Annotated in this window: 15 protein-coding genes; 9 read left to right on the top strand and 6 right to left on the bottom strand. The window is 62.8% G+C overall.

The window, feature by feature from the left end:
- Window positions 1-60: 60 nt before the first annotated feature.
- Window positions 61-1323 carry a NupC/NupG family nucleoside CNT transporter gene (locus ACQZAB_RS07680; RefSeq protein ID WP_428388592.1) on the bottom strand — a complete coding sequence of 421 codons (1263 nt, stop codon included), beginning with the start codon at window positions 1321-1323 and terminating at the stop codon, window positions 61-63.
- 131 nt (window positions 1324-1454) lie between these two features.
- Here ACQZAB_RS07680 and ACQZAB_RS07675 point away from each other — a divergent pair, with 131 nt between their 5' ends.
- Window positions 1455-1703, top strand: a complete 249-nt coding sequence (locus tag ACQZAB_RS07675) for a hypothetical protein (RefSeq protein ID WP_428388591.1) — start codon at window positions 1455-1457, stop codon at window positions 1701-1703.
- A gap of 244 nt (window positions 1704-1947) precedes the next feature.
- Here the strand turns inward: ACQZAB_RS07675 and ACQZAB_RS07670 are convergent, their stop codons facing one another.
- The 3 genes from ACQZAB_RS07670 to ACQZAB_RS07660 all read right to left on the bottom strand — a co-directional run bounded on the left by ACQZAB_RS07670 (window position 1948) and on the right by ACQZAB_RS07660 (window position 5104).
- Window positions 1948-2439 carry a hypothetical protein gene (locus ACQZAB_RS07670; RefSeq protein ID WP_428388589.1) on the bottom strand — a complete coding sequence of 164 codons (492 nt, stop codon included), beginning with the start codon at window positions 2437-2439 and terminating at the stop codon, window positions 1948-1950.
- 111 nt (window positions 2440-2550) lie between these two features.
- The gene (locus tag ACQZAB_RS07665) at window positions 2551-3000 is read right to left on the bottom strand and encodes a SprT-like domain-containing protein (protein WP_428388587.1); all 450 of its coding nucleotides are present in this window, start codon (window positions 2998-3000) and stop codon (window positions 2551-2553) included.
- A gap of 217 nt (window positions 3001-3217) precedes the next feature.
- Window positions 3218-5104: an esterase/lipase family protein gene (locus tag ACQZAB_RS07660; RefSeq protein ID WP_428388585.1), complete on the bottom strand. Its 1887-nt coding sequence runs from the start codon at window positions 5102-5104 to the stop codon at window positions 3218-3220.
- Window positions 5105-5209: 105 nt separating this feature from the next.
- On the opposite strand from ACQZAB_RS07660, the gene ACQZAB_RS07655 reads away from it, so the two are divergent.
- Window positions 5210-5959, top strand: a complete 750-nt coding sequence (locus tag ACQZAB_RS07655) for a putative metalloprotease CJM1_0395 family protein (protein ID WP_428388583.1) — start codon at window positions 5210-5212, stop codon at window positions 5957-5959.
- Window positions 5960-5965: 6 nt separating this feature from the next.
- Here the strand turns inward: ACQZAB_RS07655 and ACQZAB_RS07650 are convergent, their stop codons facing one another.
- On the bottom strand, window positions 5966-8110 hold the full coding sequence (locus ACQZAB_RS07650; RefSeq protein ID WP_428388581.1) for a putative bifunctional diguanylate cyclase/phosphodiesterase: 2145 nt from the start codon (window positions 8108-8110) through the stop codon (window positions 5966-5968).
- A gap of 204 nt (window positions 8111-8314) precedes the next feature.
- On the opposite strand from ACQZAB_RS07650, the gene ACQZAB_RS07645 reads away from it, so the two are divergent.
- Together ACQZAB_RS07645 and hspQ are read left to right on the top strand one after the other, a co-directional pair.
- The gene (locus ACQZAB_RS07645) at window positions 8315-9688 is read left to right on the top strand and encodes a WG repeat-containing protein (RefSeq protein ID WP_428388579.1); all 1374 of its coding nucleotides are present in this window, start codon (window positions 8315-8317) and stop codon (window positions 9686-9688) included.
- 8 nt (window positions 9689-9696) lie between these two features.
- Window positions 9697-10059 carry a heat shock protein HspQ gene (hspQ, locus tag ACQZAB_RS07640; RefSeq protein WP_428388577.1) on the top strand — a complete coding sequence of 121 codons (363 nt, stop codon included), beginning with the start codon at window positions 9697-9699 and terminating at the stop codon, window positions 10057-10059.
- 137 nt (window positions 10060-10196) lie between these two features.
- Here hspQ and ACQZAB_RS07635 read toward each other — a convergent pair whose 3' ends face one another.
- Complete coding sequence (locus ACQZAB_RS07635) at window positions 10197-11096, bottom strand: UDP-2,3-diacylglucosamine diphosphatase (RefSeq protein WP_428388575.1); 900 nt, start codon at window positions 11094-11096, stop codon at window positions 10197-10199.
- 168 nt (window positions 11097-11264) lie between these two features.
- On the opposite strand from ACQZAB_RS07635, the gene ACQZAB_RS07630 reads away from it, so the two are divergent.
- The 5 genes from ACQZAB_RS07630 (at window position 11265) to rpiB (ending at window position 14134) form a co-directional block, all read left to right on the top strand.
- Window positions 11265-11726 carry a gamma-glutamylcyclotransferase family protein gene (locus tag ACQZAB_RS07630; protein ID WP_428388573.1) on the top strand — a complete coding sequence of 154 codons (462 nt, stop codon included), beginning with the start codon at window positions 11265-11267 and terminating at the stop codon, window positions 11724-11726.
- Window positions 11727-11810: 84 nt separating this feature from the next.
- Window positions 11811-12362, top strand: a complete 552-nt coding sequence (locus tag ACQZAB_RS07625) for a hypothetical protein (protein ID WP_428388571.1) — start codon at window positions 11811-11813, stop codon at window positions 12360-12362.
- 9 nt (window positions 12363-12371) lie between these two features.
- The gene (locus ACQZAB_RS07620) at window positions 12372-12989 is read left to right on the top strand and encodes a pyridoxamine 5'-phosphate oxidase family protein (protein WP_428388569.1); all 618 of its coding nucleotides are present in this window, start codon (window positions 12372-12374) and stop codon (window positions 12987-12989) included.
- A 230-nt stretch (window positions 12990-13219) separates the two neighbouring features.
- Window positions 13220-13615, top strand: coding sequence for a hypothetical protein (locus ACQZAB_RS07615; RefSeq protein ID WP_428388567.1), 396 nt, complete (start codon window positions 13220-13222; stop codon window positions 13613-13615).
- Window positions 13616-13684: 69 nt separating this feature from the next.
- Entirely contained in the window at window positions 13685-14134 is a 450-nt protein-coding gene (gene rpiB / locus ACQZAB_RS07610; RefSeq protein ID WP_428388565.1) for a ribose 5-phosphate isomerase B, read from the top strand.
- Window positions 14135-14142 lie beyond the last annotated feature (8 nt).

The raw sequence follows: 14142 nt of genomic DNA, 5'->3' as shown, positions 1-14142 counted from the left end.
GTGCTACTCGCCGTAGAAAACCCGTCCGGGTGCCACACCCCTTCAGGGGCGTGCTCCGCCTTAGCTGGAAACAACCGTCCCAAACATCCCCGCCACCGTCGCCGTCGCCAGCGACGCCAGCAGCCCCGCCAGCATCGCCCGGAACGCAATCTTCGCCAGCATCTCACGCAGGCTCGGAGCCAGCGCCGCAATCCCACCAATCTGAATCCCGATCGAACCGAAATTCGCAAATCCACACAAAATGTACGCCGCCATCATCGCCGACCGCTCATCCTCAAACGAACCACCACTCACCAAGGCCTGAAGATCCAGATAAGCCACAAACTCATTCACCGCGATCTTCGTCCCGATCAACGACCCCACCACCTGACAATCTGCCCACGACGTGATCCCGATCACCCACGCCAGCGGCGCAAACACCCACCCGAACAACCGCGACAGCGACATCGGCTCGCCCCCCAGTTCGATCAGCTCAAGCGGCCAGTTCACCACATTCACCAGCGCCACAAACGCCAGAATCATCGCGATGATGTTCAGCCACAACCGCAAACCATCCGACGCCCCCGTCGCCGCCGCATCCACCAGATTCGTGCACGTCCGGTTCAGCTTCAGCGGCATGTGCGAACCCGTCTTCGGCTCCTCCACCTCCGGAATCATCACCTTCGCAAACACAAACGCCGCCGGCGCACTCATCACCGAAGCCGCCAACAAATGCGGCCCAAGCTCCGACCCCAGCATCGAGATATAGATCGCCATCACCGACCCCGCGATCGTCGCAAACCCCCCCGTCATCACCGCGAACAACTCCGACTTCGTCAGCCCCGCCAGATAAGGCTTGATCACCAAAGGGGCCTCGGTCTGACCCACAAACACGTTCGCAGCAATCGCCATCGACTCCGCCCCGCTCACCCCCATCACCCGACTCATCAGCCGCGCCAACGCCCAGATCACCACCTGCAGAACCCCTAGGTGATACAGCACCGACATCAGCGACGAGAAGAAAATCACCACCACCAGCCCACTCGCCGCAAACGCAATCCCCGGCCCGAAATCCCCCGCCTGCTCCGCGAACCCGCTCCCGAACAGCAAAACCGCCGGCTCTTTTGCCTTCGACACCAACGCGATGAAGAAATCCGACGCCGCCCGAAACGCCCCCTGACCCCAGTCATTCCCCAAAACCAGGACCCCCAACGCGATCTGGAGCGATAAACCCCACAAAACCACCCTCACAGGCAGTTTTCCCTTGTGGGACGACATCAACCACGCCAGAAACACCAGGACCGCCAGCCCCAGCAGTCCACGCAAGATCAGCATCGAAGTCATGGGCGGCCATGCTAGCGTCCCCGGGCCCAACCCGCTGCGCAAACCGCCGGTTTGCGCCCCCAGCCCGGATCGATTACACTACGGGACACGATAATTCTCTATCACTCAAACGAACACGGGAGACCGACCCCATGCAGCTTCAGGAAGCCCTCAACCTCGTACAGCAGAAATTCCAGGCCGAATCCAAAGGCGAAACCTCAGGCGAAGCCGCCGACAAGTACCAGGCCGCCTTCGCCGACTACCCCGTCATGATGGAAGTCGCCACGCACATCTTCGGCAGCCAGATCATCCTCCAGAACGCCCAGCAGCAGGCCGCCCGCGCCCAGCAGGCCGCCCAGGCCGCCACCACCGGTGCCCCCATCGGCAACATCCAGAGCTAAAACCAAACCAGCCACCACCGAAGCACACACGTCAAAGACCTCACCGTCCTAGGCGTGTGTGCTTTCTTGCGCGCTGGGTGAGCAGGGCCGTGTCGGCCCGGGCAGACCTTCTTGAAACCAAAACCACAAAACCAAAGCCTCCATACACTCGGTCGCGACGCCGCCGAGCCCCCTGCCAAACAAACAAAACAGAGCCGCAGGCCATTCGGCCCACGGCCCCGCTGGGTTACCTAAACCCGTTCACTCACCCAACCGAAGGATCATCGCTCGGCTTCACCGCCTCACGAATCGCACCCAGCGACTCGCGAGCCGAAGTCCCCACCGCCTCCGCACCCCGCTCGCACACCGCCTTCACCTTCGCACTCAGCGGGTGCCCATCCAACAACCTCAACGACGCCACGCACACCGCACGAATCCGCGCCTGCGCCGCACGCGTCTGCTTCTTGATCGCCGCCGCGCCTTCACGAGCGGCCTTCACCGCCAACGCATCACGACCCTCTTCCTGAAGCCGCTCAACCAGAGCCACCGTCCGACGCTCGGTCCGCTCGATCGCAGCCAGCGAACGCTTCACGATCGCCTCCACACGCGCCTGCGCACGCTCAGCGACCTGCTCAGGCGACGGCTGAACAATCGGACGCTCGGGACGCTCAGGAGCATCCTGAGCCAATGCCGGCACCACGCCAAAACCCAAAACCACCACGGCCAGCGCAGACGACAACCATCCTGAAACCTTCATCAGACACCATCCTTTCAGAACTCAAAACGCGGGCGAATCGCCCTTCTCGTGATTCCAGCCGCACCACACGGCCGACACCCCACTCAACGACCTCAACCGATCCCTATTGCATCAACTTTCCAGACCACCCGCCCGAAACCGCAAAACCCCCGCCTCAGCCCCGCAGGCACGGCAGTAGTACACCCGACCCCGCATCGGCTTGCGATACCGATGATGCGCCTCCCCACACCCGCCACACACCGCCCGCCAACGCCCCTCCGGCATCGCCGCATCCCCCCGAACCCGAGGCGAAATCCCCAACCGCAGACACGCCGCCTTCCAAGCCAGGCCATGCCCCGCCTTCGCACCCGCCTGGGCGTGCGCAATCTCGTGCAACACCGTCTCCCGAATCTCCTCCCGCCCATGCAGCTCCACATACACCCGCGACAACTCAATCCGCCGATCCGTAAAACAGCACAGCCCCAGCACCCGCTTCCGACGATTAAACCGAAAACCCCAGTCCGACAGACCATGCTCCGCCATCAACCCCCGCGCCAGACGCTCCGCCTCAATCAGTTCCATAGCAACCGCTTTATAAAACGTGTAAGACCATAAGAAAACCCCGTTGACACCGAGGCATCAACGGGGCGGAGGGGAGAAAGCGTGTTTGACAAAAAAAGCTATCGGACGAAGCCCTCAAAACACTTGAGAACATCACTCATTTTATTCCCTAATGATACGTCCCCGTCTCAAAAACAGTTCGCAGAAACAAGCCGCAATCAGCAAAAAAAACCTCCGGTCATCGCCGGGCTAACACAGAGTCCCGCCCACGCCAGTGCTCACCCAGAATCCGCCGAACCTCCGCCACCGCCCGGGGATGAGCGTGCGCATCGTGACCCGATGGAACCACAAGCGTCGATGCCGCACCCTCCAAATACGAACTCGTGAACCGAACCACTCCATCCGAACTCCGAACCCCGTCACCACGACCACGATCACCCACGATCGTGTGATACGTAATCCCCTCAGCAATCGGAAGGTCCGCCAACGACAGAATGATCGGCGAACCCGAACCCAGAGCCTGGATGCTCGTCACACCTCCCCCCTCAAACAGCCGCCGTGCACCAGCCGTCAGCCTCTCACGATTCGCCGCCGCCAACCCACGCATCAACGTCTCGAAGTCGTCAGGCAGATTCACGAACACAGAACCCAGTCTGGAATACCAGTGATGGGCCGTATCACTCCCGCGATGAGGCGTCGCAATGAAAATCACCCGATCGATGTAAGGCTCCGGCTCGAACATCAGCACATCCAACGCCTCGTAAATCTGATTAGGCGTACCCGCCAGCTCATGAGGCGGCTCAGTGAACATCCGGTCCCACAACACCGTCCCCGACTCCGACACCGCCGTCCGCGTCAACAACCCACCCATCGAGTGCGCAATCACCACCAGACCCTGCGTCGCCGGATCATCATCCTCAGGATCAACCGCCTGAAACAGATCATCAATCGCACGCTTCATCCGACTCCCCGAATACAAATACGGCAAACCCGTCGGATACAGATAATGCCACACCTGATAACGCGACCGTATCTCCGGATCACCCTGCAACTCATTCGTCAGCTCGAGCCACGCCAAAGGCGACGACATCAGACCGTGAACCATCAGGATCGGAATCTTCTCCGGATCGTACGGCTCAAGCATGTAAACCCCAGAACGCTCCACCGCCCGCTCCACATTCAGCAACCCAATCCGGCTCCAGCGACGAAGGTCCGCACGCTCCAGAAGCATCCCGTAAGGCGCCGTGAAATCCGCCTCCAACGGAACCTCCATCCAGTCAATCGCAATCCGTGGCGTCCTGCGCGGGCAATAAAAAACCAGCCGAGCATCCCGCTCCCACAAATCATCATCATCCGCACGCGGGCCAAACGCACCAAAATGAATCACCGCCGTTACCGGCTGAATCTTGCCCTCAGGAGGGTAAAACCCATCAAGTGGCCCCTTCACCGGCGACTCACGCAACCCCGTCATCGCCGCACCAAAACCAGACACCAGATGCCGACTCCGCATCCCCTTCACATCCAACGCGTAAGCCGGAACCATCAACTCAAAAAAGTCAGCCGGCCACGCCTCAGGCGGCTCGCCAATCTCCACATCAACCGCATGATTCGAGAGCCGCCGCCGATGCGCAACCAAACCCACCCCACCCTCACGCTGCAACAGCACCACGTACTGCGACACCGCCTGGTTGTAAATCCTGCGAATCTGCGCGTAATGAAGATCGAACGCCTGATCCACACCCACATCATGACGGAACAACGCGTCGTAAGACGCCCCAGCCGCCGCCAGATACCACGCCGCCGCCCGCTCAGGATCACGCCCCTCGAGTTCCACCCCGCGGCCAATCGCCAGATCAGCAAACGCCCAGATCACGTCATAAGGCGTCTCCTGACCCTTGCACTTCTCCTCCAACGCCAGCAACGCCTCCTCGGGCGACGCCCGGTAAACCCCCTCCAGATCAAACCGCCGCAGGATCATTAGCGTCCGCTCGCTCGCCTCACCCGCCGTCGCCGAGGTCCGCCACAGCCGCTGCTCGGTGTCCACAAAATCAACCGTCCGAAGAGAAACCGGATTCCCGCAACCCACCAACAGCAGCAAACCGGACAGCAGCACCCAACAACGCATAACACAACCTTTCAAGAGCCCACACATCCTAGACCAGCGCAACACCCCAGAACATGATCGGACCCGCCACTCAACATCCACCGCCGATCCGCCGATCCCCATCCGGTGGGACCCATCTCTATCCCCGATAGCCAGATCGCCCTGCTCCCGCAGGCCCCGCCGCTCGACAACCAGCGAGCGCCGGACGCCACACGCAACCGCAACACCACCCAACCCATCGACGCCGAGAGCCCCGCCGGCTCCTCACAACAGCCCGACACCGCCGAAATCTCGCCCGCCGCCGCCGCTGAGCAGCCACAAAACCAGAATCAATCAACCGAAGACCCCGACCAGAACACCGACGCCTCCGCCCGCGGAACCGATGGCGAACCCCTCACCGAAGCAGAGCAGGAACAGGTCCAGCAACTCCAGCAGCGCGACCGCGAAGTCCGCGCCCACGAACAGGCCCACAAAAACGCCGCCGGCCAGTACGCCACCTCCGGACCCACCTACAGCTACCAGACCGGGCCCGACGGCAAACGCTACGCCGTAGGCGGCTCCGTCGGCATCGACGCCTCACCCGTCGCCAACGACCCCGAAGCCACCATCCGCAAGATGGCCGTCGTCCGCCGAGCCGCACTCGCACCCGCCGAACCCTCCGGCCAGGACCGCAAGGTCGCCGCACAGGCCGCTCAGACCGCCGCCGAAGCCCGCCAGCAACTCAACCAGCAACGCGCCGCCGAAGCCGCCGAGCAAACCCAACCCGAAGACGAATCAACCACCGACACCCCCACACAGGCTTCCGCATCACCCACCCCTCAGAGCTTTACGAGCACCCCCGAACCAACCCGCACCCCCATCGACCTCCTGGCCTGATCGGATCTACGCCGAAGCCTTCAAGCTCTCATCACTCCCAAAACACGCCACGAACGCAATCGCATCGTCTGGCTTCAGCGGCTTCGCAAAGAAGTATCCCTGCCCCAGATCACACTCGTGCGCCTGCAACGCAGCCAACTCCCCGTCCGTCTCAATCCCCTCCGCCACCACCTCGATCCCCAGCGTGTGCGCCAGCGTCACAATCGCCTGAATCACCGCCCCCAACTCCATTTTCGCCTGCATGTTCTGGATGAAAGATTTGTCGATCTTCAGCACATCAAACGGATACTCGTGCAGACAACTCAGCGACGAATACCCCGTCCCGAAATCATCGATCGCCAACAACACCCCCAGATCACGAATCCCCTCCAGACTCCGAAGCACCAGATCCTGCTGCTCCATGATCACCGACTCGGTCACCTCCAACTCGAGACAACTCGCCGGCAACCGATACCGCTCCAAAAGCTCCGCCACCATCGGCACAAAGTCCGGCTTGGCCAGCTGCCGCCTGGACACATTCACATTCATCCGCAGCGACCGACCAAACGGCAGCCCCGCATCCATCCAGCTACGCAACCGACGACACGCCTCCTCCAGCACCCACCGTCCCAGCGGAACAATCAGCCCCGTCTCCTCCGCAAGCGGGATGAATCGATCCGGCCCAATCAGCCCCCGACCCGGACAATCCCAACGCAGCAGCGCCTCAAAACCCACCACGCACTTCTCACTCAGCGACACGATCGGCTGATAAGCCAACTCAAAACCATCCCGCTCCAGCGACGACCGCAGCTCCCGCTCCAGCACCAGCCGATCAACGGCCTCCTCATGCATCGATCCCTGAAACACCACCGCCTGAGCCTTGCCGCCCGCCTTCGCCTCGTTCATCGCGATGTCCGCATCACGCAGCATCGCCTCCGAACTCTCGCTCTGCTCGTTCGACGTCACCACCCCGATACTCGCCGTCAGCCGGATCGCATGGCCATCCACCTCGATCGGCTCAGCGATCACCTTCTGCAACCGACGAGCCACCTCCACCGCAGAACCAGGCGCATCCAACCCATCCAGCAGCACCGCGAACTCATCCCCGCCCAGCCGCGAGACCACATCAATCGTCCGCAGCGCCGGCTCAAACCGAGCCCCGATCTCCTTGAGCAGCCGATCACCCGAACCATGCCCCAAGCTGTCATTCACGATCTTGAAGTGATCGATATCCAGACACAACACCGCAAAGCTGTAATTGGAAATCCGCTTCGAACGATGCAGCGCCTGCTCCACCTGATTCAGAAACTGCGTCCGACTCGCCAGACCCGTCAGCCGGTCACGCGTCGACACCTCAGCCAGCGACTTCTCGATCTGCTTACGCTGATCGATGTCCGACATCGACCCCGCAATCCGAATCGCTTCACCCGAAGCATCCCGCTCCACCAGCCCCCGCACACGCATCCACCGTTTCTCACCACCCACCGTCCTTATCTGCAACTCCCGAACAATCTCAGGGTCACCACCCGACAACGCCACTGTCAGGTCTGCCTGGAACTGACTCAGATCCGACGACGAAATCCGCGACAGCCAGTCTTCCGGCTTCGTGATCCGTGCATCCGGCCCCAACCCCAGCAGCTCACACCACCGAGGCGACACCGAAAGATGATCCGTCAGCAGATCCCAGTCCCACAAACCCTCGTGCGCCGCCTGAGCCGCCAGCGCCAGCCGATCACCCACCCCCAGCACATCCTCATGCACGCACGAAGACGCCGGCTGAAGCAGCACCACCGCAGCAGGCGGACGCTCGTCACCAAGACATGCCCCACTGCAAGGCAGCAGCGTCAGACCCAGCACCCGCTCCGCGTCACCCGCCACCCCAGCCTGCAAAGCCAGCACGCTCGAAACCGCAGGACGCTCAAACCAACCCGCCATCGAACGCCCACTCCCCGCGTCAAATAGATCACCCAGCACGCACCCCACCGTCAGCCGCTCCCCGAGCAACGCCTTGGCCACATGATTCACAGAAAGCACCCGCCCCGACGCATCCACCAGTACCCGCCCGAGCCCACAAGCCTCCACGGCATGCAACACCGCCGCCCCCAGAAGCGGCGCATCGACATCAAGCGTCGTCGCCGCCATTGTTGGGTCAGGATTCCGCATAGAAGCCATGGCAAACCTTCAAGTGAGAGGCGCCGGCCCGCGAAGGCCACTTCCGGCCTCGACGGCCCATCACGCTAGTGCCCACTTGAATGAATGTCGTCCGCGCGTACCCAGACCTTGATGTCCTCTACCCATTCACCCAAAGACGAGAACCCCGACTACGTACAAACCCTACAAACCCAACCCATCACAACCCCGCGTCTACCATCAGGCATGCCAGCCAACGCCCACCAGCCAAGCCGCTTAACACACAGGCAGGCTAGCCTGCTCCTGGCCGTCACCCTCACCCTCATCGCCACCACCTCCGCCATCACCCCACCTGCCGAACCCTGGACACCACGCTGGCTCGCCAACGCCCAGGACACCGATCTCACCTACACCGGCCCACAACGCGACAAACCCGTCTACCCCATCATTGCCTTCAACCGAGCCGGCTACGCCACCTCCCTCGGCGAGATCGCCATCCCACCCGCCTTCGACTGGGCCGATAACTTCTACGAAGGCCTCGCCCGCGTAGGTATCAACGGCAAAACCGCCTACCTCAACCGCGCCGCCGAAATCCAGATCGAACCCCTCTTCGACGCCGCCGACCGCTTCGCCAACGGCCGTGCCCGCGTCGCCGTCAACGGCAAGTGGGGCTTCATCGACAAAAACGGCCGCTGGATCCTCCAGCCCGAACTCGACGCCGCCGGACGCTTCTCCGAAAACGCAGCCACCATCCTCGTCAACGACCGCGTCGGCTACATCGATCGCTCCGGACGTGTCCTCATCCCGCCCAGCTATCTCAAAGCCAGAGCCTTCGCCGACAACAAAGCCGCCGTCCTCCTGCCCGGCCCCAATCCCGACAACCCCAAAGACAACGCCCGCTGGGCCGTCATCGACCGCTCCGGACGAACCCTCTGGATCGACCGCGATCACACCATCCTCGAACTAGGCGACTTCTCCGACAACCTCCTCCGAGCACGCACCCAGGAAGGCTGGGGCTACCTCAACCCCTCCTTCCGCTGGGCCATCACCCCACGCTTCCAGAACGCTGGCGACTTCTCCGCCAACCTCGCCCCCGCCCAGCAGAACAACCTCTGGGGCTACATCAACCAGCAAGCCGACTGGCGCATCCAACCCGCCTATCAACTCGCCCACGACTTCGAGCCCGAAACCAACACCGCCATGGTCGACACCCGCGGCGCCGTCGGCTTCATCGACCGCTCCGGCCGCTGGATCATCCCGCCCCAACTCATCGACGCCGAACCCTTCGAAACCAGTTGGGCCCGCGTCCGCCTCCCCTCAGGCTGGACCTGGATCGACCGCCAAGGACGCTCCTTCTGGGACCCCGCCCGACGCATCGACAACCTCATCGACCGCTCCGCACGCGTCCGAGCCATCACCCGTACCAACACCGACCTCATCTTCGACATCCGAACCCGCTACCCGAACAACAACGACGACCCAACCACCGACACGACCACACCCGACAACCGATCCTTCCCCCCCGAATACCTCTACGACCCCATCCTCCCCGAACCCGACAACGGACTCACCCGTACAACCAGCAGCCAGGCCGCCTCGCCAACCACCGAAGCCGAGTAACCGCCGCCATGAGCCACCACGACAAAATCAACATCCCCGACTACCTCCCCATCGAGATCCCCCACTTCGCCCCCGGACAACTCGTCCGCCACCGCAACTACGGCTACCGAGGCGTCGTCGTCGACTTCGACCTCCAATGCAAAGCCAACGACCTCTGGTACGAAAACAACCAAACCCAGCCCGACCGCGACCAGCCCTGGTACCACATCCTCGTCGACGGCTCAGAAATCAACACCTACGCAGCACAGTCCAGCCTCCTACCCGACACCAACAACCAACCCATCCAACACGAACTCATCAACCACTTCTTCGACCCCTTCGAAAACGGCCGCTACACCCGCAACGAAACCCCTTGGCCCGGCTGGACCTGAAACCCATGAGCCGGGCCGCGACGCGGCCCCGGCCACCACCCAAAACACCATCAACTTGCTACCACCAAAAACCACCCCAAAAGTACGAAAACCTCCACCACGCGAACCGCGGACGCCACCGCGGCTTCACTAAAACCTCACCCCACCCGCTCCGGCTCCTCCTCCTCCGACAACTCATGCCTCGCCGCCCACGAGGAAGGCATGAACGGCTCCAGCGACCCCTCGCTCGGCTTCAGCACCGTCTCCACATCCACACTGTCCGCCGTCTCCTTCTTCAACCGCCGCTGCAGCAGCTCATTGAGAAGCCTCAACCCATCCACCAGCTCCATCCGCCCATCCTCATGCTCCACCAGAAGCGTGCAGCTCTCCACCCAGTCCCCGCAGTTGTAGTAGTTCACCCCCTCCACCTCACGAACCTCCGCCTTGTGAATGTGCCCGCACACCACACCATCCACACCCCGCGCCGCCGCCGCCCGCGCCAGCGTCTTCTCAAAACTGCTGATGAACGTACAAGCCCCCTTCACCTTCGACTTCACAAACGCAGCCAGCGACCAGTACTGCAGACCCAGCCGCCGACGAATCGCATTGTAAACCGTGTTGACCGACGTCAGCCACCCATACGCCCACGCCCCGAACTGCGCCAGCCAGGGCGAGTGCTTCACCACCATGTCGAACTCGTCCCCATGCACGATCAGCAGCCGCTCCCCCGCCGCCGTCTCGTGAACAAAATCCTGCTCCACCCGCACACCCCCAAACTCCAGCCCGCAATACTGCCGCGCCGCATCATCATGATTCCCCGGGACGAAAATCACCTCCGTCTTCCGCGCCAGCTTCAGCAACCTTCGGATCACATCGTTGTGCTCCGCCGGCCAGTACCACCGCTGCTTCAGCCGCCACATGTCGATGATGTCCCCCACCAGAAACAGCTTCTCGCACTCCACCCGCTTCAGCAGCCGCGATAGCTCCTTCGCATGACAGCCATTCGTGCCCAGATGCACGTCGCTGACAAAAACCGACTTGTAACGCAGCTTCTTCATCGCCGTCTCGACAGGCTCTTCAGGCCCGATAACCTCACGACTTGTAGTTCTATTCGGCATATCATGCCCACCAGCCTGAGACCCACAAAACCCCTCACCAAAGCTTAACACACAACCCCCCAAACCCCCTTCCCATTCCCGCGAACCGCCCCTGACCACCAACAAGCCATGCTCTACTTCGCCTACGGCTCTAACCTCGACCCCCAGCAGATGGACGACCGCTGCCCAGGATTCCAGGTCCACGCCCGCGCCCGACTCGCCAACCACCGCCTCTGCTTCCCCAGAGCCTGCGAGAGCTGGGCCGGCGGGGTTGCCTCCATCGAACCCCACCCAAACCACCACGTCCATGGCGTCCTCTACCAACTCACCCAGGACCACATCGACACCCTCGACATCTACGAAGACATCGCCGAAGGCAGCTATCGCCGAGAAGAACGCCCCATCGAGATCGAATCCGGCCCCACCCTACGCGTCCTCACCTACATCGCCGAGCCCGACCCCAACGGCCCCACACCCCCCTCCCGCCAATACCTCGACGGCATCCTCCGCGGCGCCCGCTTCCACAAACTCCCCGCTCACTACATCGCCGAGTTGGAAAAAATCCCCATCCTCTCTCCAAAGACGCCATAAACCACCCCACCACAACAGCCACCAGACCCCGACCCCGCTACCCTGCAAACGAAACCCAACATCAACAAACGAGAGACCGCGAACATGCCCCAGTTCACCATACTCATCGGCGTCATCCTCATCGTCATCGGCGTCGTCGCCTACGCCACCGCAGGCGGCTACCAGTCCCAACCGACCACCCCCACCGCCGAACAAACCCCCGACGCCACCATCCCCCAAACAGAAATCCCCGCCGAAGCCGCCGAACTGGCCCCAGCCGACGCCACCACCGAAACCGAATCCTCCGGACCCAGCATCACGGCCCTCATCCCCGCCTTCATCGGTGCCCCCATCCTCCTCGCCGGACTCGCCGGCATGAACGAGCCCTGGCGAAAGCACGCCATGCACGCCGCCATGCTCTTCGCCCTCCTCGGCACCCTCGGCGGACTCGGCATGGGCCTCCCCAAACTCCCCGACCTCCTCGCCGGCGACGCCGAACGACCCAAAGCCATCATCGTTCAGCTCAGCATGGGCGTCCCCTGCCTCCTCCTCATGATCGTCGGCATCCGCAGCTTCATCGCCGCACGCAAAGCCCGCCAGGCCCTCGCCGCCACCACCAGCGAAGCCCACCACACCGAGCCCCCCGCCAGCAGCTAACCTTTCGGCATGCCCGAAAGACCCGACCTCCACAACCTCGACGCCCTCCTCGAAGACGCGATCCAGCGCCTCAGACACGCTACCACCACCGCCAAACACCCCTTCCACCTCGGCACCATCGCCACCGTCGATAGCGCAAACCAACCCCACGCCCGCACCGTCGTCCTGCGCCGCGTCGAAACCCAGCCCCTCCGACTCATCCACCACACCGACACCCGCTCCCCCAAAACCCAACACATCCGACACAATCCCAATGCCTGCTGGCTCGCCTACGACCCCGCCGAACGCATCCAGCTCCGCCTCGCCGGCCGCGCCACCCTCCACACCGACGACACCCTCGCCGACGAGCAGTGGGCCGCCTCCAGCCTCTCCAGCAAACGCTGCTACCTCGCCCCCCACCCCCCCTCCAACTTCGCCGACGCCCCCAGCCCCAACCTCCCCGAAGACCTCCGCGACACCATCCCCACCGAAGGCCAGGCCCAGCCAGGCCGCACCAACTTCGCCGCCATCTGCCTCACCGCCACCAGCCTCGACATCCTCCACCTCGCCGCCAAAGGCCACGTCCGCGCCAGCTACCGCTTCGAGCCCCAAACCCACGAACACACCGCCACCTGGCTCCACCCCTGAACCAACCACAGAAAAGCCCGCGCATAAAAATGCCCGTGACGCAAGAACGACCACGGGCACATAGGAGAAGGGACAAACTTGTCAGAGCCAGCAAAATCGCCGTCTCAAAGATAAAACGGTCCTGGCCCGCAACCTATTTCCCAGCGAGCACAAAAATCTCACCAACGATATAACATCATGAATAAGCTAACGTTATGACACGGAAATAATCCCTCAGGACACCCCGCACCATGACCACCCCCACACCCACCGTCCTCCTAGTCGGCCACTGCGGCTTCGATTCCGGCTCCCTCCAACGCCAGGCCCAGGCCGCCCTCCCCGACGCCACCATCACCACAGTCAACACCGACGACGAACTCACACCCCGCCTCAGCCCCCAAACCATCCTCCTCGTCAACCGCGTCCTCGACGGCCACTTCGCCGCCGGCTCAGGCATCGACCTCATCGCCGCCATCGCCAAACGCCCCGAAGCCGGCCCCTGCCTCCTCATATCCAACTTCGAAGACGCCCAGGAAGAAGCCATCAAACAAGGCGCCGCCCCCGGCTTCGGCAAGAACGACATCGGCACCCCCCTCGCCGCCGAACGCCTCCAGGCCGCGGCCCAGCAGATCGTCGACACCAACTAACGCAAGGCACACCCCGCATCCATCCGGGTAAACTCCCCGCCTGACCCCCTCCTCCCGACGAGCCCGACCATGAAAATCGCCATCGCCGCCGACCACGCCGGACTCCCCCTCAAAGCCGACATCGCCAAGGTCCTCACCGACCTCGGCCACGAAGTCCTCGACCTCGGCGCCCACGAGCACGACCCCCACGACGACTACCCCGACTTCGCCCGCTACGTCGGCAACGCCATCCAGCACAAACAGGCCGACCGTGGCGTCCTCGTCTGCGGCTCAGGCGTCGGAGCCTCCATCGCCGCCTCCAAGATGAAAGGCGTCCGCGCCGCCGTCTGTCACGACATCTACTCCGCACACCAGGGCGTCGAACACGACGACCTCAACGTCCTCTGCCTCGGAGCACGCATCATCGGCGTCGAACCCGCCCGCGAAATCGCCGCCGCCTTCGCCAACGCCAAGTTCACCGGCGAAGAAAGACACCAGCGAAGACTCGAAAAAGTCCTCGCCATCGAAGCTGCCAACTAAGCACCGGC

Source organism: Mucisphaera sp., assembly GCF_965279675.1.
Taxonomy (GTDB): domain Bacteria; phylum Planctomycetota; class Phycisphaerae; order Phycisphaerales; family Phycisphaeraceae; genus Mucisphaera.
Note: the sequence above shows the minus strand (reverse complement) of the source record. Positions and strands in the feature narration are given on the sequence as shown.